General features: G+C 43.8%; 19 protein-coding genes, 1 pseudogene and 1 other annotated feature. Of the genes and pseudogenes, 4 read left to right on the plus strand and 16 right to left on the minus strand.

From position 1 onward, the window contains the following. Positions 1–306: 306 nt before the first annotated feature. Positions 307–1,236, plus strand: coding sequence for a COX15/CtaA family protein (locus H7968_RS08010; protein WP_227395905.1), 930 nt, complete (start codon positions 307–309; stop codon positions 1,234–1,236). A gap of 84 nt (positions 1,237–1,320) precedes the next feature. On the opposite strand, the gene pyc is transcribed toward H7968_RS08010, so the two are convergent. From pyc to H7968_RS08025, 3 genes are all read right to left on the minus strand, one after another. After that, complete coding sequence (gene pyc, locus H7968_RS08015; protein WP_227395645.1) at positions 1,321–4,764, minus strand: pyruvate carboxylase; 3,444 nt, start codon at positions 4,762–4,764, stop codon at positions 1,321–1,323. Between the two features lie 30 nt (positions 4,765–4,794). Further along, a complete protein-coding gene (locus H7968_RS08020; protein ID WP_227395906.1) occupies positions 4,795–6,042 on the minus strand; it encodes an FtsW/RodA/SpoVE family cell cycle protein in 1,248 nt (415 codons plus the stop codon). A gap of 119 nt (positions 6,043–6,161) precedes the next feature. Further along, entirely contained in the window at positions 6,162–6,443 is a 282-nt protein-coding gene (locus tag H7968_RS08025) for a YlaN family protein (RefSeq protein ID WP_227395646.1), read from the minus strand. A 208-nt stretch (positions 6,444–6,651) separates the two neighbouring features. Here H7968_RS08025 and H7968_RS08030 point away from each other — a divergent pair, with 208 nt between their 5' ends. Beyond that, positions 6,652–7,152 carry a peptidyl-prolyl cis-trans isomerase gene (locus tag H7968_RS08030; protein ID WP_227395647.1) on the plus strand — a complete coding sequence of 167 codons (501 nt, stop codon included), beginning with the start codon at positions 6,652–6,654 and terminating at the stop codon, positions 7,150–7,152. 57 nt (positions 7,153–7,209) lie between these two features. Here the strand turns inward: H7968_RS08030 and H7968_RS08035 are convergent, their stop codons facing one another. Continuing rightward, a complete protein-coding gene (locus H7968_RS08035) occupies positions 7,210–7,665 on the minus strand; it encodes a pyridoxamine 5'-phosphate oxidase family protein (protein WP_227395648.1) in 456 nt (151 codons plus the stop codon). Positions 7,666–7,801: 136 nt separating this feature from the next. On the opposite strand from H7968_RS08035, the gene H7968_RS08040 reads away from it, so the two are divergent. Beyond that, positions 7,802–8,005: a YlaI family protein gene (locus H7968_RS08040; protein WP_227395649.1), complete on the plus strand. Its 204-nt coding sequence runs from the start codon at positions 7,802–7,804 to the stop codon at positions 8,003–8,005. Positions 8,006–8,546: 541 nt separating this feature from the next. On the opposite strand, the pseudogene H7968_RS08045 reads toward H7968_RS08040, so the two are convergent. The 11 genes and pseudogenes from H7968_RS08045 to typA form a co-directional block, all read right to left on the minus strand. Further along, positions 8,547–9,482, minus strand: a pseudogene (locus H7968_RS08045) (threonine ammonia-lyase); the annotation flags it as partial. A gap of 94 nt (positions 9,483–9,576) precedes the next feature. Further along, positions 9,577–10,155: a 3-isopropylmalate dehydratase small subunit gene (leuD, locus tag H7968_RS08050; protein ID WP_227395650.1), complete on the minus strand. Its 579-nt coding sequence runs from the start codon at positions 10,153–10,155 to the stop codon at positions 9,577–9,579. A 15-nt stretch (positions 10,156–10,170) separates the two neighbouring features. Continuing rightward, on the minus strand, positions 10,171–11,577 hold the full coding sequence (gene leuC / locus H7968_RS08055) for a 3-isopropylmalate dehydratase large subunit (protein ID WP_227395651.1): 1,407 nt from the start codon (positions 11,575–11,577) through the stop codon (positions 10,171–10,173). Between the two features lie 18 nt (positions 11,578–11,595). Then, the gene (leuB, locus tag H7968_RS08060; protein WP_227395652.1) at positions 11,596–12,696 is read right to left on the minus strand and encodes a 3-isopropylmalate dehydrogenase; all 1,101 of its coding nucleotides are present in this window, start codon (positions 12,694–12,696) and stop codon (positions 11,596–11,598) included. A gap of 15 nt (positions 12,697–12,711) precedes the next feature. After that, positions 12,712–14,253, minus strand: coding sequence for a 2-isopropylmalate synthase (locus H7968_RS08065; RefSeq protein WP_134372089.1), 1,542 nt, complete (start codon positions 14,251–14,253; stop codon positions 12,712–12,714). Continuing rightward, positions 14,240–15,268 carry a ketol-acid reductoisomerase gene (gene ilvC / locus H7968_RS08070; protein WP_227395653.1) on the minus strand — a complete coding sequence of 343 codons (1,029 nt, stop codon included), beginning with the start codon at positions 15,266–15,268 and terminating at the stop codon, positions 14,240–14,242. Before ilvC ends, H7968_RS08065 begins: the two co-directional genes overlap by 14 nt. Before the next feature lie 26 nt (positions 15,269–15,294). Next, entirely contained in the window at positions 15,295–15,807 is a 513-nt protein-coding gene (gene ilvN / locus H7968_RS08075; RefSeq protein ID WP_134372093.1) for an acetolactate synthase small subunit, read from the minus strand. Beyond that, the gene (gene ilvB / locus H7968_RS08080; RefSeq protein ID WP_227395908.1) at positions 15,804–17,516 is read right to left on the minus strand and encodes an acetolactate synthase large subunit; all 1,713 of its coding nucleotides are present in this window, start codon (positions 17,514–17,516) and stop codon (positions 15,804–15,806) included. The genes ilvN and ilvB overlap by 4 nt, the downstream gene beginning before the upstream one ends. A gap of 132 nt (positions 17,517–17,648) precedes the next feature. After that, positions 17,649–17,882: a binding site (T-box leader), on the minus strand. Positions 17,883–17,923: 41 nt separating this feature from the next. Continuing rightward, on the minus strand, positions 17,924–18,823 hold the full coding sequence (ilvE, locus tag H7968_RS08085) for a branched-chain-amino-acid transaminase (protein ID WP_134372097.1): 900 nt from the start codon (positions 18,821–18,823) through the stop codon (positions 17,924–17,926). A gap of 620 nt (positions 18,824–19,443) precedes the next feature. After that, on the minus strand, positions 19,444–19,755 hold the full coding sequence (locus H7968_RS08090; protein ID WP_227395654.1) for a YlaH-like family protein: 312 nt from the start codon (positions 19,753–19,755) through the stop codon (positions 19,444–19,446). 22 nt (positions 19,756–19,777) lie between these two features. Next, the gene (gene typA / locus H7968_RS08095; RefSeq protein ID WP_227395655.1) at positions 19,778–21,622 is read right to left on the minus strand and encodes a translational GTPase TypA; all 1,845 of its coding nucleotides are present in this window, start codon (positions 21,620–21,622) and stop codon (positions 19,778–19,780) included. 73 nt (positions 21,623–21,695) lie between these two features. On the opposite strand from typA, the gene H7968_RS08100 reads away from it, so the two are divergent. After that, positions 21,696–21,920: a YlaF family protein gene (locus tag H7968_RS08100; RefSeq protein ID WP_227395656.1), complete on the plus strand. Its 225-nt coding sequence runs from the start codon at positions 21,696–21,698 to the stop codon at positions 21,918–21,920. A gap of 32 nt (positions 21,921–21,952) precedes the next feature. Here H7968_RS08100 and H7968_RS08105 read toward each other — a convergent pair whose 3' ends face one another. Then, positions 21,953–22,777 carry an inositol monophosphatase family protein gene (locus tag H7968_RS08105; RefSeq protein WP_227395657.1) on the minus strand — a complete coding sequence of 275 codons (825 nt, stop codon included), beginning with the start codon at positions 22,775–22,777 and terminating at the stop codon, positions 21,953–21,955. Between the last annotated feature and the right edge of the window lie 65 nt (positions 22,778–22,842).

Here is a 22,842-nt window from a genome sequence, read left to right on the forward strand (position 1 = left end):
ACATTATACTACATCTACTATAAAGGATAGCGAACATGATTTCTATATTTAAAATGAAATTCAGACAACTTCCCATTTACAGCCTGCACGTAAATGTAACAATTCTTTCACATCTTTTTGAAAAATAGAGAAAACGAATTATTTTTGTATAATGATCCTCAATGTGAAAGTTATATGTCACAACGGTTGAATAATCTGTGTCTATTTATGAAAAAAGCTACACGTGACGTCCATTCTGTACCATAATAGAACTAATGCAATGAAACGGACGGTCCTTTATGGACTTTACTATAAGTAAGAAGGTGACTGAATTTGCAATCTAAATGGCTGAAGCTTTTAGCCGTAACGACCACAGTTGTCATGCTGATGGTCCTGTTAGGCGGAGCACTTGTAACAAAAACAGATTCCGGACAGGGATGTGGTCAGTCCTTCCCACTCTGTCACGGGCAGATCATTCCTGACGAACTGCCCCTAGAAACCATCATCGAACTCGCTCACCGTGTTGTATCAGCAGGTGCAGGCTTTCTCGTCCTTGCTTTATCAATCTGGTCATGGCGTGCAATTGGACATATCAGGGAAACCAATTTCCTTGCTATACTGGCTTTCTTCTTCCTGATGCTGCAGGCTTTACTCGGTGCAGGAGCCGTTGTCTGGGGGCACTCAGATATCATCCTGGCTGCTCACTTCGGGATCTCCTTAATCTCTTTTGCAGCCGTATTACTTTTAACACTATTAATCTTTGAAGTAGACAAAAAATTTGATGCGTCTACTTTAGTCATTGACAAACGGATCCGATATCATACCGTCGGCCTGATGGTTTACATTTTCGGTGTGGTCTATTCAGGTGCATTCGTCCGCCATACAGAAGCAAGCCTTGCCTGCCCAGACTGGCCATTCTGCGTAAACGACAGCTGGTCCTCCGTTTCCCTGAACTACCTTCAGTGGATCCAGATGGGACACCGCATGGCTGCGGCACTAATTTTTATATGGATTGCTTACGTAGCTTATATTGTTTATAAAAACTATAAACATCAGAAGGTTATGTATTACGGATGGATGATCGCTTTCGGTCTCGTCACTGCACAGGTCATTACAGGCGCACTCGTTGTCGTAACAAAACTCAACCTGCTGCTCGCCCTTACCCACGCATTAATTATCTCTCTATTATTCGGTTTACTAAGCTACTTCCTGCTACTCATATCAAGAAGTAAAATAAACATCAAAAAAAGAAGCTGATATCAGCTTCTTTTTTTGATTTTTTTTAAAACCGTAACGGGGGACTCCTCCGCTTTCCTTTATCTAGGCCCGGTTTTATGCAGATTAACTGTCTTTCTTCAACTTAATAAGAAGATCTCCCGGCGATAGTGTTTCGCCGCTTTCAACGAAAATGTCTTCAACCGTTCCATCAAATGGTGCCTGTACCGTTGTTTCCATCTTCATGGCCTCCGTAATAAGCAGGTGGTCACCCTGCTTGACCTGATCACCTTTAGATACAACAACTTGCAGCACTGTTCCAGGCATCGTTGCCCCGAGCTCCTCAGGATTCGAAGGATCCACTTTCTGCTTCACTGCAACCGTGGACTTAATGCTTTCATCACGGATCACAATTTCACGCTGCTGACCATTTAAGTCAAAATACAGAACGCGCGTGCCGTCTTTACGCGGCTCACCAATTGATACAAGCTTAAGAATCAGCGTCTTACCTGTTTCGATCTCGACTTCAATTTCCTCATCAAGCTTCATGCCATAGAAGAAGGTTGGCGTATCAATGACTGAAACGTCACCAAACTGCTGTGTCATTTCGGTATATTCTTTAAACACCTTTGGATACAGGGCATGCGCCAGTGCATCAAAGTTCGTAACAGGACGGCCAAGCTCATGGAACATTTCTTCCTTCAGCTTATCAAAATCAACCGGCTCCATTAATTCACCCGGACGAACCGTGATCGGCTTTTTACCTTTTAGAATCACTCTCTGCAGATCTTCTGGGAAACCTCCGTGAGGCTGTCCAAGATAACCTGAGAACAACTCAATGACTGAGTCAGGAAAGTCGATTGAATTCCCCTTTGCGATTACACTCTCCTCATCCAGATCGTTTTGCACCATAAACAGTGCCATGTCACCGACAACCTTTGAAGACGGTGTTACCTTCACAATATCTCCAAACATCTGATTTACACGTGCATACATATCCTTCACTTCTTCCCAACGGCCGCCAAGTCCGACAGCTTTCGCCTGTTGCTGAAGGTTCGAATACTGTCCGCCCGGCATTTCATGCTTATAAATTTCAGAGTGAGGAGAATTCATGCCGCTTTCAAATGGTGCGTAATACTTACGAACGTCTTCCCAGTAATGAGAAAGCGTCTCGGAATGATCTACGTCCACTTTCAACTGACGTGTATTTCCTTTCAGTGCATATGCCAATGAACTTGCACTCGGCTGGGAAGTCAGTCCACTCATTGAGCCCAGTGCTGTATCAACGATGTCTACTCCGGCTTCAACGGCGCGCGCATATTGGAAAATCCCATTTCCGCTCGTATCGTGCGTGTGAAGATGGATTGGAAGATCAACCGTATCTTTAAGCTCTGAGATCAGGCGGTATGCTGCCTCAGGCTTAAGCAGTCCAGCCATATCCTTGATTGCTAAAATATGTGCGCCTTGGTTTTCAAGTTCTTTGGCAAGTGCTTTATAGTAATCAGTATCATATTTTGTTCTTGTAGGATCAAGAATATCTCCTGTATAACAGATGGCTGCTTCAGCCACTTTACCAGAGTCACGTACAGCCTCAATCGCTACTTCCATTCCCTTGACCCAGTTCAGGCTGTCGAAGATACGGAAGACGTCGATTCCTGCATAGGCTGATTTCTGAACGAATTCCTGGATCACATTATCAGGATAGTTCTTGTAGCCGACGGCATTTGATGCACGAAGGAGCATCTGGAACAGTACATTTGGAATTTTTTCACGAAGCGTTAGCAGCCTCATCCAAGGGTCTTCCTTCAGGAAGCGGTACGCAACGTCGAAGGTTGCCCCTCCCCACATTTCAAATGAAAACAGCTCACTTTGCATACGTGCAGATGCATCTGCAATATGCTTCAGATCTACAGTTCTTACACGTGTCGCCAACAGGGACTGGTGCGCATCACGGAAAGTTGTATCCGTTACGAGAACATCCTTCTGCTCTTTTACCCATTCCTTTAATCCGTCAGCTCCACGCTCATCCAGGATCTGTTTTGTTCCTGCAGGAGGTTCAGCAAGCAAATTGACTTTCGGAATTCTTGGCTGTCCAAAATCCGGCTTTTCACCTTTATCAATTCCCGGGAACCCATTTATCGTTACATTTCCGATGTAAGCAAGCATTTTTGTCCCGCGGTCTTTCCGCTTAGGAAACAGGAAAAGCTCCGGCGTCGTATCGATAAAGGATGTATCATACTCACCATTCAGGAAGCTTTCATGCTTCACTACATTTTCAAGGAATGGGATATTCGTTTTAATTCCACGAATTCGGAATTCCTGCAAATTTCTGACCATTTTGGCTGCAGCCTGCTCAAATGTCAATGCCCAGGTCGATACTTTAACAAGAAGTGAATCATAATGAGCTGAAATTTCAGCACCCTGATAGCCGTTACCTGCATCCAGACGAACCCCAAATCCTCCTCCGGAACGGTAGGCCATGATTCTTCCAGAGTCAGGCATGAACCCGTTTAATGGATCTTCAGTTGTTACACGCGACTGAATCGCAAAGCCATTCAGCTGGATCTTATCCTGCACAGGGATTCCCATCTTTTCACCATGAAGTGAATGCCCTTCAGCAATCATGATCTGGGACTGAACAATATCAACGCCCGTGATCATTTCTGTAATCGTGTGTTCAACCTGCACGCGTGGATTTACTTCAATAAAGAAAAATTCATTGTTTGCTACAAGAAATTCTACTGTCCCTGCATTTACATATTGAACATTCTTTGCAAGCTTAACAGCCGCATCACAGATTTCATCGCGGAGTCCTTCAGGAAGAGAAACAGACGGTGCCACTTCTACAACCTTCTGGTGACGTCGCTGAATGGAGCAGTCACGCTCATACAGATGAATGATTGTACCATCATGATCACCAAGAATCTGCACCTCAATGTGCTTAGGATTTTCTATGAATTTTTCCACATATACTTCGTCATTGCCAAACGCAGCTTTTGCCTCAGACTTTGCACGGTCATAGGATTCCTTTACATCCTTAGCTGAACGGACAATTCGCATGCCGCGTCCGCCTCCGCCGAGTGATGCTTTAATAATAAATGGAAAGCCATGTTCTTCACCGAACTTCTCAACTTCTTCAAGGCTCGAAACCGGGCCATCGCTACCCGGAATAACCGGAATACCTGCATTAATAGCCTGTTGTCTCGCTTTCACCTTATCTCCAAACATATCCAGATGTTTAGAAGTCGGTCCAATAAACGTAATTCCTTCTTCATCACAGCGTCGGGCAAAATGAATGTTTTCAGACAGGAATCCATATCCCGGGTGAATCGCATCAACGCCTGCACGTTTTGCAATTTCAATGATACCCTCAATATCCAGGTATGCATCAATCGGTTTTTTACCTTCTCCTACTAAGTATGCTTCATCTGCTTTGAAGCGGTGGAACGAACCGCTGTCCTCTTTAGAATAGACAGCGACCGTTCTTATGTTCAGTTCCGTACATGCACGGAATACTCGAATCGCAATTTCTCCACGATTGGCTACTAATACCTTACTGATTTTCTTCATCAAATCTACCTCCTACAAGATCATAAGCTGTTATTGAAACTGATTTCTTCCAACTCTCTTTTGTGCATACACAGGTTTACTGTCCTGAACTGGCACAGGGGCTTCTTTTTTGTTGTTGGTAAAGTACCTTTCCTCATATTTCACAAACATTGATACATTCAGCAAAAGCCCCATTGAAAGGGACAGCAGAATTAGTGAAGAACCTCCATAGCTGATAAATGGAAGTGGCACACCTGTGATTGGAATCAGCCCGGACATTCCGCCGAGATTGATAAAGGCCTGAATCCCGATCATACTTGAAATTCCCACTGCGAGCATCCGGCCGAAACGGTCTCTGCTTTTCATACCTGTTACAATCCCCCTGAGTACTATGTACATCAGACCAATCAGCACAAAACCGACCCCAAGGATTCCGAGTTCCTCAGCAATGATGGCCATGATAAAATCCGTATGTGGTTCCGGCAGAAAGCCCAGCTTCTGAACACTCTGACCGAGCCCGGTTCCCCATATTCCACCATTACCTATTGCGTAATAAGATCCGACAAGCTGCCAGCCGTTATCACTAATATGAGCAAATGGATCCTGATAAGCCGCTATTCTTCCAATTCTTTCCTCGGAAAAAATCGTCTGAAAAAGATCACGTTTAAACAATAACAATACCCCGCCAATAACTGTGATGAAACCTGCGGCTAGTCCTGCAACCTTCAGCATGCTCTTAACCTTCATTCCTGACGCAATAATAACGCTCAATCCGATAGCAAAAATAATCGCTGCTGTACCAAAATCCGGTTCCGTTGCAACCAGAAAACAGGCAAAGACAAGCACGACAATCGGCGGCATAACCCCTTTGTTAAATTCATCAATATAGGACTGCTTTTTAGCGTAAACCGCAGCTAAATAAACAATCATCCCCAGTTTCGCGAATTCAGACGGCTGCAGTCTGAATCCACCGATCACAATCCAGCTCTGAGCGAAGTTGATTTCTGTTCCAATGATATGAACAAGAACTAATAGTCCAAACATCAGGCCAAAAATCAACATCAGCATTCCCTTTTCCTTGTAAATCTTATAAGGAATAAATGCCATCACCATAAAGCCGATGATGCCGATGATTAAATGCCTCAGCTGGTTTTGATAAAAGTGGTCGGGTGGCAGGTCAAGCACTTCCACAGCGTGGACCATTCCCGCACTATAGACCATGACAACTCCAAATACTGCTAAAAGTATGTATACAGCCATTAATGAATAGTCATAAGACCTGAACATTCTTTTCAGAATGGTCGACATTGCGATCAGTCCCATCTTGTATATTTATTCAACGAGAATCGTTAAAAATCCTCTATTTTCGATATAAAAAAACCCAAACAATCAAAAAATATTGTTTGAGCGGTAATTGATTATTTATTGGTAAAAGCATCATGAAGAACCGACATCTCTTTTTCAAGAGAATCCATTAACGATTTTCCATCTGCTTCATCCACAAGCCCGAGCCTGACGGCGAATTCTATTTCACGGGATAACCCAAACATTTGCGTATCTAATACCTCTTCGTACAATGGACACTGGGGCATCGTTAAGTTATCCATTTGAACTTTGATTAGCTGCGCTATTTTTTCGGCATCTTTGCGTAAAAGCTCGTAGGCTTTTTCACGATGATCGATTTTCATCTCTGATGTCACACTGATCCCCCCAATCCATTCTTGTTGCAATTCACCATTTTGATGACTGCTCTTTCATAAAGTTTAGCGTTTTAACGGCAAAATTGCAAGCGGCGCCGCGCTCACTCAGTCAGAATTTAAGAGGATCTTATTGTACACAGACGAATGTGACAAGCTTCCATAATCCATGTATACTTTTATGAGAAGAAACAGAACAGGGGGCTTTAACATGAGCGACATCATTCCTTTATCCGGTGCAGTAAAGTATCAGCTGACACTGGATCCGGGTGTATGGATTTTTGATGACCGGAAAATTGATCTTAAAACTTATTTCGATACAGAACAGGTGGAAATTGATGAAATTGAGCAGTATTCAAAAGCAGTAGCAGAACACTTTTCACGCGAAATTAAAGAAGGGGCACAGCTCCCAAAGCAGGGATCAGGTAACCAGAAGAAATATGAAAAAGAAAAGCTGATGACAGGAACATTCGGAATAAAACTGAAACCTTTCATCTTAAATGCAGAGCCTGAGTCTTACGCAAGTAAAGTCGTCATTTCAACAAAAGACAGTGTCCATTCCTTCAGCATTCAGGAAGCTTTTGAGTTGATTGCTGCCTTTTCAGAAGAAGGAAAGCCTTTACGCGAAGATGGACCTATTCACATTCTCTACCCTGATGGTTCTAACAAATCGAACCCGATCAGGAATGTAAGAAAAATCACCGTTTCCTAACAAAAAAGATGATGCAGCACGCCGCATCATCTTTTTTGTTCAGTAAATTTTTCTGACTTAATATTTTCTTAACTCCTCCATCACCTGCTCATCAAGCCTTCTCGCCGCCTCTTCATCATACGTTTTCGCAAACGCAGGTTCAGTCACAATTTTTGCCCCATAAAACATAACGTCCCTCACTTCGTCAATGGACAATTGAATGATTGATAGCCCGATTGGCACATCTGAAGAAGATTGTCCAGCCTCCTGTGCTTTTCCACTGATCGAAAATGTACTTCCGGAAGCAATAATAGATAAAGAGCAAAGAGGCTGCTTCTTAATGTTTTGAATAATTCGCGAACGGTGATCAACCGCAAAAAGAATGGTCGACTCATCTTTAGCATGAACCCATGATAGCGCAGCAACATTCGTACCGCCAGATTGATGATCCACTGTTGCCAATTGAACAAATCGCTCATGTAAAAACTCTTCATATAAAGAAGGAATAAGTTTATCCTCTACACGGTTTGCCAATAATGTTCCACTCCTTTTTCTGCTTATTATATCTTATTTCAAAAGCGACTGACAGAATAATCCGGACACAGTTATGTAAATAGACCGATTAATGATATACTGATGAAAAGCAGACAGCTGAGGGGAGTTTCTCATAATGAGGGTAAAATGTTTTATCTGTGATAAAATTGAATCCATCGAAGATTTCAGTCCGCTGGCAAAAAAACTGCGTAATCGTCCGATTCACACTTACCTTTGTGAAGATTGCAATGAAAGAATTGCACAAAAAACGAAAAAGCGGGTTGCCACCGGAAATTTCAAGTTTTATAAAAGCTCAAGAAAAATTGAAAAAGATTTTTAAACAGAAAACAGGACAGCACCATCATAGGTGCCGTCCTGTTTTTGTATTGGAATGACAGCGTGCAATTTTCAAAAGGTATGGTATACAATGGATATACTGAAGTGATTTGCTTACGATGATCGGAGGTTCATTTCCGGAAATAAGGATGAATAATGTAACCGAATCCTCTTTAAACAGATTCTATGATGCTTTCGACATAATCCGGAGTGTTAGAGACATAAATCAAATGTCTATCAACATAATTTCTTATCTTTATAACAATTTGACCCCTTTGTAATAGTTTATCGACATAAACAATGTGAATATCGACATAAACAGCTTGCATAGCGACATAAATGACCATGCTATCGACATTAAGGTCCGCGTCACCAAAATGAGAAAAGTTTTTCCATCATTGCATTTCCGTACTTTATGTTCGCTTAACTTCCAAACGACATAGTTTCATACAAAAATCCAAAGCAAGTCTACAAAAATGTGCCGGGTCATTCCGTTGGCAATGACCCGGCACGGTTTTATAAAAACTGATCCGTTATGATTTTGATCAAATGATTAACTTGCTTTTCGGTTTTTTCGTTTGGCTGACGAGCTCCTGGCATTGCACAAGCTTTGATACATCAAAGTTTCCTCCACTGACAATCACTCCTGTCTCCCCGGATGTATAAGGTAAAGACCCGCTCAGGATGGCTGCAACACCCGCCGCTCCTGCGCCTTCCACTAACATTTTTTCTCTTTCAAGCATAAATAGAATGGCTTCTGCGATCTCTGCTTCTGTAACGGTTACCATTTCATCAACATATTTTCTGATGATCGATAACGTCAGCTCACCGGGAGACTTCACTTTAATCCCTTCAGCGATGGTTGGTAAAAACGGTACACCAAGGCTGTCCTGACCGTAAAAGGAAGCCGCAATTGCAGGTGCTGAAGCGGATTGAACCCCGATCACTTTAACGGAAGGTTTGATTGCTTTTACAGCAAGTGCTGTTCCTGCAAGAAGCCCTCCTCCGCCTGCCGGTACGAAAATTCTCTCGAGATGCGGACATTGCTGAAGCATTTCCAGTGCTGCTGTCGCCTGTCCTTCAATGATTTTCAAATCATCAAATGGATGTATAAACACCGCTCCGGTCTCAGACTGACGCTTCATGGCTTCAGCATATGCTTCATCAAAAGATTCACCTGTCAAAACGACTTCTGCGCCATATTCCTTCGTCGCATTCACTTTTGAATCCGGTGTGGATAAAGGCATAAAAATCGTAACCGGTACATTTCTTTTCTTACCGGCGAGTGCAACACCCTGGGCATGGTTCCCGGCTGAAGCCGCGATAATGCCGCGTTTGCATTCTAGCTCAGTTAATGAAGCGATTTTATTGTACGAACCTCTTACTTTAAAAGAGCCGGTCTTCTGAAGGTTTTCAAGCTTCATCCATACATCCTGACCCGTTTTTTGATTCAGGGTAAGTGATTGTTTACATGGTGTCCTGTGAACAACACCGCTTAATGTTTCTGCTGCGTCAAATAATGCACCTGTGTCGTAGAAATTCCCAAGTCGATCATCCTCTCAAATGTTATCCGTTTTAATGATGCTGCTCTTCATACTGCCTGATTGCGTCTTCGTATTGGAATGTAATCGATATTTCATCCCAGCCGTTTAACAGCATCTGTTTCCAGTAAGGATCAATATCAAATGTCCACTGTTCCCCATTGTAGTGAATACTCTGTGATTCAAGGTCTACCGTGACACTTTGCTTTTCTTTCCCACCTTCTAAAAGCTGTTTCACTTTACTTTCCTCAAGCCGGATTGCGAGTATCCCGTTTTTTACACAGTTGTTGTAAAAAATATCGGCAAAGCTTGGAGCAATAATGATTTTAAAACCATAGTCCTGCAGAGCCCATGGTGCATGTTCACGTGAAGACCCGCACCCGAAATTATGTCCCGCAACAAGAATCTCTGAATCCTTGTAGGGAGGCTGGTTCAGAATAAATTTTTCGTTTGGAGAACCATCAGCGTTGAAGCGCCAGCCATAAAAGAGAAACTGACCGAACCCTGTACGTTCAATTCTTTTTAAAAATTGCTTTGGAATGATCTGATCCGTATCAACATTTATACGGTCAAGCGGTGTAATCGTGCTGCTCAGTTTTTTTACAGGCTCCATCTGTCAGCCTCCTTTCTATGCGTGTACGTTGACCATTGATCTGACATCGGTGAAACGTCCGTTTACAGCTGCCGCTGCTGCCATAGCGGGGCTGACGAGATGCGTTCTCGCTCCTGCTCCCTGGCGGCCTTCAAAGTTACGGTTCGAAGTGGAGGCACAGCGCTCCCCTGCCGGAACGATATCATCATTCATCGCAAGACACATGCTGCATCCGGACTCACGCCATTCAAATCCAGCTTCTTTAAAGACCTGATCGAGTCCTTCCTGTTCAGCCTTCATTTTTACGGTAAATGATCCCGGAACCACAATGGCAGTGACGTTTGGATGAACCTTGCGTCCTTCAATCACCTTAGCTGCAGCGCGTAGGTCGCCAATGCGGGAGTTTGTACACGAACCGATGAAGACGTGCTGGATTTCTATATCTGAAAGAGCCTGGCCTTCCTTCAGATCCATGTACTCGAGTGCCTGCTTTAATTCTTCTTGTTTTCCTGCATCATCATAGTCTTCCGCGTGTGGAATGGCTGATGAAATACCTGATCCCATCGAAGGGTTGGTCCCCCACGTTACAAACGGTTCGATTTCATCTGTATGAATCTTAAGCGTCCGGTCATATTCGGCACCCGGATCCGTAGCATAATCAAGCCACTTTTCTTTTAATGCTTCATATTCGTCATCCGGAACATGTGCACGTCCTTTCAGATAATCCGCTGTCGTTTCATCCGGACTGATCAGACCCGCTCTTGCTCCTGCTTCAATGGACATGTTACAGATGGTCATACGCTCTTCCATTGTCATTTTACGAATCGCGTCACCCGTGTATTCCACTACATAACCGGTTCCGGCATCCACACCGAATTTTGCGATGATTGCAAGAATGACATCTTTTGCTGTCACGCCGAAACCAAGCTCACCTTCAATTCGGATCTCCATTGTTTTCGGCTTGGACTGCCAAAGTGTCTGTGTGGATAAAACGTGCTCCACTTCACTTGTTCCAATCCCGAAAGCCAGTGCCCCGAAAGCGCCATGTGTTGATGTATGGCTGTCTCCGCATACAATTGTTTTGCCGGGTTGTGTTAACCCAAGCTCAGGCCCGATAACGTGAACGATACCCTGATCCGGATGGTGCATATGTGCAAGCGGAATACCGAATTCCTTACAGTTATCAGCAAGCGTGCTCATCTGCTGTTTGGAAATGGGATCTTTAATTACATCACGATTTTTTGTCGGGACATTGTGGTCCATTGTCGCAAAGCTCAAATCAGGACGTCTTACCTTTCTCCCTTTAAGGCGGAGACCTTCAAACGCCTGAGGTGAGGTCACCTCGTGAATCAGGTGAAGATCAATATATAAAAGATCCGGTTTACCGGACTCCTGATGAACAACGTGGTTGTTCCAGACTTTTTCTATAATTGTTTTCGCCATTTAAAGTGCCTCCCATTCTTACACATAAGCAGATAGAATGTGATCTGATACAAATTCCCTTTCAAGCTCTTCTACTACTTTATCTGTAAATGCTGTTGTTGATAAAACTTTATGTCCGGATTTCTGGACGTCGGTTGTACAGTATCCATCTTCAAAAACGCTGTATACTGCCGCTTCCACCGCCGCTGCTTCTGTCTCCATTCCGAAAGAGTATTTCATCATCATGGCAACAGACAGGATTGCAGCGGAAGGGTTCGCAATGTTCAAGCCTGCAATATCAGGTGCTGACCCGTGGACTGGTTCGTAAAGGCCAAAGCCGTCTGAACGGATACTTGCTGACGGCAGCATGCCGAGCGATCCGGTTAAAACAGAAGCTTCGTCACTTAAAATGTCACCGAAAAGATTTTCTGTTACGACAACATCAAATGAGCCTGGCTGTGTGATCAGCTTCATGGCCGCTGCATCTACAAGCAGATGTTCAACTTCCACATCCGGGTAATGCGATTTTTTCTCCTCAACGACTTCTCTCCAAAGCTTACTTGTTTCAAGCACATTGGCTTTATCCACTGATGTCACTTTTCCTTTACGGAGTCTGGCAAGCTCAAAGCCTTGCTCAACGATCCGCTCGACTTCCTCTCTGGAATAACTCATTGTATCAACGGCACCATTGTGCGTTTTACGCTTTGGTTCACCGAAGTAAAGACCACCAGTCAGTTCACGAACGATCATCATATCAACATCTTTAGACAGATGATCCTTTAAAGGAGAGGCTTCACTCATTCCTTTAATCGCTTTTACAGGTCGAAGGTTGGCAAATAATCCGAAGTGTTTTCTGATCCCGAGAAGCCCGCGTTCCGGACGCAGCTCAGAAGGGTTCTGATCCCATTTCGGACCGCCGACTGCTCCTAATAGTACTGCGTCACTTTTTTCACAAAGCTCTACCGTTTCCTTTGGCAGAGGATTTCCTGTCTGATCAATAGCAATTCCGCCAATCAGACCCTTTTCAATCTGAAACGTATGATCAAACCGGCGTCCAATCGATTGGAGGACCTTCACGGCCGATTCTGTTACTTCCTGTCCGATTCCATCTCCATGCAGAACTGCTACTGTTTTTTTCATGATGTATTCTCCCCTTTATACGGTTTTGGCTAATGCGCGTTTTTGTTCGTTTACAAGCTGGCGGTTGATGGCGTTTAAATAGGCTTTAGCTGATGCTTCCAGTACATCCTGCGCCACATCCCGTCCAGTGACGGATTGTCCGTTATAAGTCATGTTGACAACCGCTTCCCCAAGTGCGTCTCTTCCTTTACCAATTGATGTAACACGATAATCCAGCAGATGAACTTTTCCTTTTACTAGGCGCTCCAGCGTGTTACAGATCGCTTCTACGCTTCCTGATCCTGTTGAAGCCTCCTGAAGAAGCTGACCTTCAGGTGATACAACTGAAACGGATGCCGTTGGAATGCTTCCATTACCGTATTGAACCTGTACGGATTTCAATTCGTATACCGGAACTTCCTCTTCCTGAATCTGTTGATCTGTTAACAGCACATACAGGTCATCTTCTGAAATTTCCTTTTTCTTATCAGCAAGTGCTTTAAATGCTTTAAATGCTTCGTTAATTTTTTCATCACTCAGTTCAAAGCCAAGTGCAATGGCTTTGTCTTTAAATGCGTGACGGCCGGAATGTTTTCCGAGCACGATCCGGTTTGAGCTTTCCCCAATGAGTTCAGGTGTAATGATTTCATAAGTGGAACGTTCCTTCAGCACGCCATCCTGATGAATACCGGATTCATGTGCGAAAGCATTTTTACCGACAACGGCTTTATTCGCTTGAATCGCCATTCCTGTCAACTGACTGACAAGCTGGCTCGTGCGTTTGATTTCATCGAGTTTGACATCTGTGCCAAAGTTAAAGATGTCTTTACGGATATGCAGCGCAACCGCTAATTCTTCAAGCGCTGCGTTTCCGGCGCGTTCACCGAGTCCGTTAATCGTTCCCTCAACCTGGTCGGCTCCATTTTCAATTGCAGCGATTGTATTGGCCACTGCCATCCCAAGGTCGTTATGACAGTGTGCTGAAAGCTTAACACGGTCAATGTTTGTCACGTTTTCTTTCAGATAACGGAACATCGCTCCGTACTCTGCAGGTGTTGCGTAACCGACTGTATCCGGAAGGTTGATCGTTGTCGCTCCTGCTTTAATGACTTCCTTTACGATCCGTGCAAGGAATTCAGGATCAGAACGGAAAGCATCTTCTGCTGACCATTGCACGAGAGGAAAGTTCTTTTTCGCCCGTTTCACTGATTCAACTGCAATTTCTACGACCTGATCAGGTGTTTTTTTGAGTTTATGCGTCATATGGATTGGTGAAGTGGCCAAAAAAATGTGAATATGCGGCTGTTCACCGTATTTGAGCGCTTCCCAGGAAGTATCAATATCTTTTTCAACAGCCCGTGCCAACCCTGTGACGATCGAGCCTTTTACGGTCTGGGCAATTTTCTTAACGGCTTCGAAATCGCCCTGTGAGGAAGCGGGAAAGCCCGCTTCAATCACATCAGCGTTAAATCGCTCTAACTGCTTTGCAATCTCCAGTTTCTCTGCTGTATTCAGGTTTATTCCTGCTGACTGTTCGCCATCCCGAAGTGTTGTATCAAAGACATCAATTTTTCGCACTCGCGACCACTTCTTTCTCTTGTTTTTTACCGGCTTTAACAAACGGCATCATGCTGCGCAGCTCACGTCCCACCTTTTCGATCTGATGTTCCTTTTCGCTGTTTTCAATCGCTGTGAACTCAGGACGGTTCAACTGGTTTTCAAGCAGCCAGCCTTTTGCAAATTTACCTGTCTGGATATCAGTCAGGATATCCTTCATGCGTGCCTTAGTATCTGCATCTACAACACGCGGACCGGATACGAAGTCACCCCATTGTGCTGTATCTGAAATCGAATATCTCATACCGCTCATGCCATCCTCATACATCAGATCCACAATGAGCTTCAGCTCGTGTAAACATTCAAAGTAGGCTAGTTCCGGCTGATAGCCAGCTTCCACAAGCGTTTCAAAGCCTGCTTTTACAAGGGATGTTAACCCGCCGCATAATACTGCCTGCTCACCGAACAGGTCCGTTTCCGTTTCTTCCTTGAAGGTTGTTTTCAAGACACCTGCGCGCGCACTTCCGATTCCTTTCGCGTAAGCAAGAGCTGTCTCTTCGGCGTGACCTGATCGATCCTGGTAAACAGCATATAGTGCAGGTACGCCAGCTCCTGATTCAAAAGTTCTGCGTACAAGGTGTCCCGGACCTTTTGGCGCTACAAGGAAAACGTCTACGTCCTCAGGTGGAACGATCTGATTAAAGTGAACATTAAATCCGTGTGCAAAAACGAGAGATTTTCCTGGACGCAAGCCCGGTTTGATTTCTTCTTCATAAACAGCGGTCTGACGCTCGTCCGGAAGCAGGACCATAATGATATCCGCTTCTTCAGCTGCATCACGGACCGACTTTACTTCAAGTCCATCCTGCTCTGCCTGCTCCCATGATTTTCCCTTACGTACGCCAACTACAACGTCATGTCCTGTATCTTTCAGGTTCTGGGCGTGTGCATGACCCTGTGAACCGTACCCGATGATGGCTACTTTCTTACCTTCTAAAGATCCGTTGATATCCTGATTGTAATAAACTTTTACCATAATAAATTCCTCCTAAGTATGTGGGTTTATAAAATAGATAATTGCTGTGACGGTGTTTTCTGGTTTTCCCTGACAAAAGCTGTTGCTCCCGTCCTTGTCAGTTCTTTAATTCCATATGGTCTTACTAAATCAATAAAGGCTTCAACCTTTTCCGGATCACCTGTTACCTGTACCGTTATGACATTCTTACTCATATCAATAACGGTTGCCCGGAAAGGTTCAATAATACTGGTGATTTCACTCCGGACTGCCGGAGGTGAAAGCACCTTAATCAGTGCCAGCTCTCTTGTGACAATTGCTTTGTCCGTAATGTCATTTACCTTTAACACATCAATTTGCTTCTGAAGCTGCTTTAACAGCTGTTCAAGTTTCCTTTGATCTTCTACATGAACGACAAATGTCATTTTCGAGATGCCCGGTTGCTCTGTATGTCCGACTGTGATACTTTCGATGTTGAACTGCCTTTTCATCAGCAGCCCTGTGACGCGGTTTAGCACGCCACTCTGATTGATCACGGTAGTCGTGATAACTCGCTTCATTCTTTCACCCCTAACATTTCGTGAAGCCCTTTGCCTGGTGCAACCATCGGGTAAACATTTTCAATCTGTTTAACCCGGCAATCGATCAATACCGGCTTATTGGACTTTAATGCTTTTTCAAATACCTGATCAGCTTCTTCAACCGTGCTCACTTTATAGCCCTCGATATCATAAGCTTCAGCAAGTTTTACAAAGTCAGGCTGGGAAGGCATCAGTGATTCAGAATATCTTTCTTCATAAAAGGTTTGCTGCCATTGACGAACCATTCCCAGACACTGATTATTTAAAATGATGACTTTGACAGGAATCTGACTTTCCTGCAGCAGCGACAGCTCCTGCAGCGTCATCTGAAATCCTCCGTCACCTGTAATCGCAACAACCGTTTCTTTCGGTTTTGCCAGCTGTGCCCCGATCGCTGCCGGGAAACCAAATCCCATGGTTCCAAGCCCTCCTGAGGTTACCCAGTGATCCGGGTTGTTAAATTTATAATATTGAGCTGCCCACATCTGATGCTGTCCAACATCTGTTGTGACGATGGCATTTCCGCCGGTATGCTTGTGGATCATTTCAATCGCCTGCTGAGGAAGGATTCCTTCTTCAGACTGCTTGTAGAATAGAGGAAACTCCTCTGTCAGCTTATTCAGGTGATTGGTCCATTCACTGAATCCATCTGTTACAACACCGAGATTTAAAAGGGACTGAAGCGCCTCTTTTGCATCTGCCACAATCGGGATATCCGTTGGAACGTTTTTTCCGATTTCAGCTGGATCAATATCGATATGAACGATGTGTGCATTCGGTGCAAAGTGATCAAGATTTCCTGTTAACCGGTCGTCAAATCTTGCACCGAAGTTGATAAGTAAATCGCATTCACAAATGGCCATGTTGGCTGCATAGGTTCCATGCATACCTGCCATTCCAAGAAACTGAGGGTGATCCCCTTTGATGGTTCCTAATCCTAACAGTGTGTTTGTAATTGGAATTTTTGACTGTTCAACAAATTTCACTAAATCTTCAGACGCTTTGGCGTGCAGCACACCTGCTCCAGCCAGAATCAAAGGCTTTTTCGCTTTCTGGATCGCCTGTGCCACCTTTTGAATCTGCAGAAAGTTTGGCGATGTTGTCGGCTGATAACCCGGGAGATCCACTTCAGTCTGCTTTACTTCTGACAGCGTGAAAATTTCATTTGAAACATTTTTAGGAATATCGACTAGAACAGGTCCAGGTCTGCCGGTAGAAGCGATATGAAATGCCTCATGAATGATTCTTGGAAGATCGTTTACATCCTTGACCTGATAGTTATGCTTCGTGATTGGCTGTGTAATGCCTACAATGTCCGCCTCCTGAAAGGCGTCTGTACCGATGACTGCACTGGCTACCTGACCGGTAAATACAACAAGCGGCAGGGAATCCATCATGGCATCAGCAATGCCTGTTACCAGGTTCGTTGCACCAGGGCCTGATGTTGCAATTACAACCCCCGTCTTACCGGAGACTCTTGCGTACCCTTCAGCCGCGTGAATGGCCCCCTGTTCGTGTCTGGCCAGAATGTGAGGAATCGGATTCTTGTATAGAGCATCATAGATAGGAAGTACAGCTCCACCCGGATAACCGAAGATCATTTCCACCCCTTCATTTTGAAGGGATTGTATAAATACATCTGCACCCTGTGCCGCTGACTTTTCCACATCTCCACCAAGTGCTTTCATCTGATCATGCTTTTCGTTTACCTGCACGCTCATCGATTAGCGCCTCCTTCAATCACGTTTCATCTGTTTTATTTTTATAATCAAAATAAAAAAAGTCCTTCAAGCCCATACAAATAGATCATGGATCCTTTGTATAGGGATGAAAGACTTTTCATGGTACCACCCTACTTCGCAGCTGTTGCTGCCTCCTGAACAGATAAACTGTTCACTGATAACGAACACTTTCATGTCCGTGAGCACCTACTGAAAATTTCAGTGCCCCACTCCGAGGGGATGTCATACTCAGCTAGTAATACCGGGTTCCACCATCCTCGGCTCTCTGTAAATACCGCTTACTGAATACTTTAACCTCATCAATGATTTAACGTATGATTGCTTTAACTCACAAAAGTTGATAGATAAATGAATTACCCTGCATGTAATGTTGAATTATATACCTTGACTCCGTCTTCTATCACAAGTTCACGGAATTCTTTTAAAAGATCTTTTGTCACTTTACCCGGTTCGCCTTCACCAATCTGGCGCCCATCCACTTTAACCACTGCAATCACTTCTGCAGCTGTTCCAGTAAGGAAAACTTCATCTGCCACATACACATCGTGTCTTGTGAAAACAGCTTCCTCCATTTGATAACCTTTTTTCTTAGCCAGTTCAATGATTGCGTTTCTTGTAATACCTTCCAGCGCCCCAACATATCCTGGCGGCGTGAGAATCTTATTACCTCTAACAATGAATATATTATCGGCAGAACCTTCAGCTACATATCCCTGGTCATTCAGCATAAGGGCTTCAGGAACACCAGCGAGACCTGCTTCGATTTTAACGAGAATGTTGTTCAAATAATTCAGTGATTTCACTTTAGGACTTAATACATCAGAACGGTTTCTTCTGCTCGCAACCGTTACAATTTCAATTCCAGTTTCATAAAGCTTCTTCGGAAATAGTGCTAAGGATTCTGCAATGACAATGACGCTCGGTCTCTTACAAGTAAAAGGATCAAGCCCAAGATTGCCAACGCCCCGTGAAACAACTAATCGAATATAACCGTTTGTCAGGTTGTTCTTTCTGAGTGTTTCAATGACAATTTGTTTCATTTCCTCTTTCGTATAAGGGATTTCAAGCAAAATTGACTTTGCTGAATCATATAACCGGACAAGATGCTCTTCGAGTCGAAAGACATTTCCATCATAGGAACGAATCCCTTCGAACACCCCATCGCCATATAGGAATCCGTGGTCATAAACGGAAATTTTCGCATTTTCTTTTGTGACGTATTCGCCGTCAAGAAAGATTAATTGTTCACTCACCTTATTCACTCCTTCCATCAACATAATATCGAGTATCAGTGCTTGATATGCTTGAATTGTTGACAATCATAACGCGGATATACAAGTCCGTCAACAGGCTAATTTATAATTTTTAGACAAATTAGAATATTTAATTAAATTGTATGCGTTTTCATGATTGATATAGAGGGATTTTGAATTTTTTAAAATTTTTTTATTTAACGCGCCTATGTGAGGTGTGAGAGGGGAGGTTTTATAAAACCGGACCGGGGGCATCCTTCGCTTTCCGCGGCCGCGCGGTGAACCAGCTAACGCTTCGCGTTACGCTGTTTCACCTGTCGCTCCTCTGCCGAGGGAGTCTACGGATGCCCCCGGTCCTCTAGATTTTTTAAAAAATCTGATAACAATTCTAACGGGAAATTGACATGAGGCATCTCTCCCGCAGACGGGCGATTAGTCGAATGGATGGAATGATGAGATAATGCGGTTTTGCGGGGGAGTGATTGAATTATTCTTTAGTTAGAAAGAATACATTTTTGAAACGATGGAATGATTTAAAGAGTCTACTGCGGCAGAATGAGCTGAAACACATGACTGAAATAAAAAAAGAAGGATCGACGCGTGTCGATCCTTCTTACATATCATACGTTACCTTTAGCCTGTTCACGTCGCAGTCTGATCTTGTAAATGATCAGAATGAGAGCTGCAATGATCAGTCCTTCTGTAACCGGCAGGAAAATGGCCAGGAACGTCAGAACGGTACAGCCTGTGATCAGGAAAAGGTAGATTAAAGCATTTTTAAGCAATGGCAGCTTTTTCGCAAAGCCAAGCTTATAAACTAAAATTGATAGAAGCACGATCGTGATGTATAGATACCACATACCTACATCAGGATTTGTATCTACACGGTACAGTGCCGGGAAAAACGAGAGACGATCTTCCACATTGACCATGGAGACTTTCAACTCCTCTTAATTAGTTACCCATTTCAGCGTATTTCTTTTTCTTTTGAGAACGTTCACGCTCGTTTTTGTCCAGGATCTTTTTACGGATACGGATGGACTCAGGCGTGATTTCACAAAGCTCATCATCGTTCAGATACTCAAGTGATTCTTCAAGCGTCATCAGTCTTGGCTTTTTAAGGGTCGTTGTCTGCTCTTTGTTGGCAGAACGGATATTGTTGGCTGCTTTGATTTTCGTAACGTTTACAGTCAGGTCATTGTCACGCGTGTGCTGTCCGACAACCATTCCTTCATATACTTCTGTACCTGGTTCGATAAATATCGTACCGCGGTCTTCTACACCAAGGATGGCATACTGTGACGCCTGCCCTTTATCCATAGAAACAAGTACACCTTCTCTTCGTCCACCTACACGGCCCTGTTGCATCGGCTGGTAGCTGTCGAATGAATGGTTGATGATTCCATAACCACGTGTAAGCGTCATGAATTCAGTCGTATAACCAATCAGGCCACGTGCAGGGATCATAAATACAAGACGCACCTGTCCGTTACCGTTATTAATCATATCAAGCATTTCACCTTTACGCTCACCCATTGATTCAATAATTGAGCCTGTGTATTCTTCAGGAACATCAATTTGAACGCGTTCAACCGGCTCAGAGCGCACACCGTCGATTTCACGGACAATAACCTCAGGCTTCGATACTTGGAGCTCATATCCTTCACGACGCATATTTTCGATCAGAATAGACAGGTGAAGCTCACCACGTCCTGATACAACCCATGCATCCGGTGAATCAGTCGGGTCTACACGAAGGCTGACATCTGTCTCAAGCTGCGCTAAAAGACGCTCTTCAATTTTACGGGCAGTAACAAATTTCCCTTCACGGCCTGCAAATGGGCTGTTGTTAACAGAGAAAGTCATCTGAAGAGTTGGCTCATCGATACGAAGAACCGGCAGTGCATCCTGGTGATCAACCGGACATACCGTTTCACCGACGTTGATATCTTCCATTCCGGAAACTGCAATTAGATCTCCCGCTTTTGCAGACTGAACTTCAACACGTTTCAGCCCCATAAAGCCAAAGATTTTTGTCACACGGAAATTTTTGAATGATCCATCAAGCTTCATCAGCGAAACCTGCTGACCTACTTCGATTGTTCCGCGGAATACACGTCCGATTCCGATACGTCCTACATAGTCATTATAATCTAAAAGAGCAATCTGGAATTGAAGCGGCTCTTCGCTGTTGTCTACTGGAGCAGGGATGTTTTCAACGATCGAGTCATACAGACATTCCATCGTTTCATCCTGTTGTTCCGGATCAAGACTTGCTGTTCCATTAATAGCCGATGCGTAAACAACCGGGAATTCAAGCTGGTCTTCGTTAGCATCAAGCTCGATAAACAGCTCAAGAACCTCATCAATTACTTCAGCTGGACGTGCAGCGTCACGGTCAATTTTGTTTACGACAACGATTGGTGTCAAGTTCTGTTCAAGGGCTTTCTTCAATACGAAACGTGTCTGAGGCATACAGCCTTCGTATGCATCCACAACAAGCAGAACGCCATCAACCATTTTCATGATCCGTTCTACTTCTCCTCCGAAGTCTGCGTGTCCCGGTGTATCAAGAATATTGATGCGGGTATCTTTATATTGAATCGCAGTATTTTTTGCTAAAATGGTGATACCGCGTTCTCTTTCAAGGTCATTCGAATCCATTGCACGTTCTTCTACATGCTCATTTGAACGAAAGATACCTGATTGTTTTAAAAGCTGGTCTACTAAAGTTGTTTTTCCGTGGTCAACGTGAGCAATGATTGCAATGTTTCGAAGGTCTTGCCTGATATTAGTCATTATTTCACTCCTGTTTTAACGTTCTAATCTATTCTAACTGTACTATTGTATCACAATAGGTGGAAATAAAGAAATGGATTATGTAAAATATACGTATATGAGGAGGATGACGATGAAAAACGGTAACGGAATTTTTCTTTTTTTAGCGATTCTTGCTGTCGTTGCAATGTCTGCGATCGGGATCGCGATTGCTGAGCGCAGCGTTACGGGCATTTTAATTTCTCTGGTTGTATTTATCATGATATTCGGACTTGGATTTAAAACAAAAAAGAAAATGCGGGAGCAGAGTGCTGAATAACCGCAAAAAAAGAGACTGAACCAGTGGATGGTTCAGTCTTCTTTTATTGTTTTATGATTAAAATATTTACTCAGATATTCAGTATAAATTTCATCATGAAGGGTCGCATTACCGGCAAACACCGGAGAGCTGTCGATCAGATTCAGTGGGTGGTTTGACAGATCCGTCATCTTGCCCCCAACTTCCTCGATGATGACTTTTCCTCCCGCTACGTCCCAAGGCGCAAGACGCATGGTCATATATCCATCAATACCACCCGTCGCAATATATGCAAGCTCTAGGGCCGCTGAACCATAAGACCTTGTTCCACGTGCTTTTCTGACCAGCGGAGTAAACGCTTCGAACGGAATTCTTTCATGAGGAGCTACCCATGTAGCATTCAATGCCAGAATTGATTCCTCAAGCTTCACCTCTTTTAACGGTGAGAGCTTCCTGTCATTTAAATAAGCTCCTTCTCCCTTTGAAGCCCAATATAATTCATCATGAACCACATCATAAATATATCCGAGAACGCCTTCCCCTTCCTCGTACACGCCAATTGATATCGCAAAATTCCGCTGCTGATGAACAAAATTCATTGTTCCGTCGATTGGATCAATAATCCACACGGTACCATCAAGTGATGTAACCTGATCTCCAAAGCCCTCTTCACCGAGAATTTTATGATCTGGATACTTACCCTGTATTTCTTTTACAAAAAAGCGTTCGATTTGTTTGTCCATATTCGTTACAAGATCGTTTGCATTACTTTTTGTTTCTATATTAAGAACGTCATCAAACGATTTAATAATGGTCTGACCGGCTTTTTTAATTAATTCCTTTGCAAAACGGTCCATTTCATTCCGGGTCTGATTCATAAAGGGGTACCTCCTGCCAATGATATCTTGCCTATACAGTAGCTGAATGACTGTCTCAAGGCAAG

The sequence above is a fragment of the Jeotgalibacillus aurantiacus genome (assembly GCF_020595125.1).
GTDB lineage: Bacteria > Bacillota > Bacilli > Bacillales > Jeotgalibacillaceae > Jeotgalibacillus > Jeotgalibacillus aurantiacus.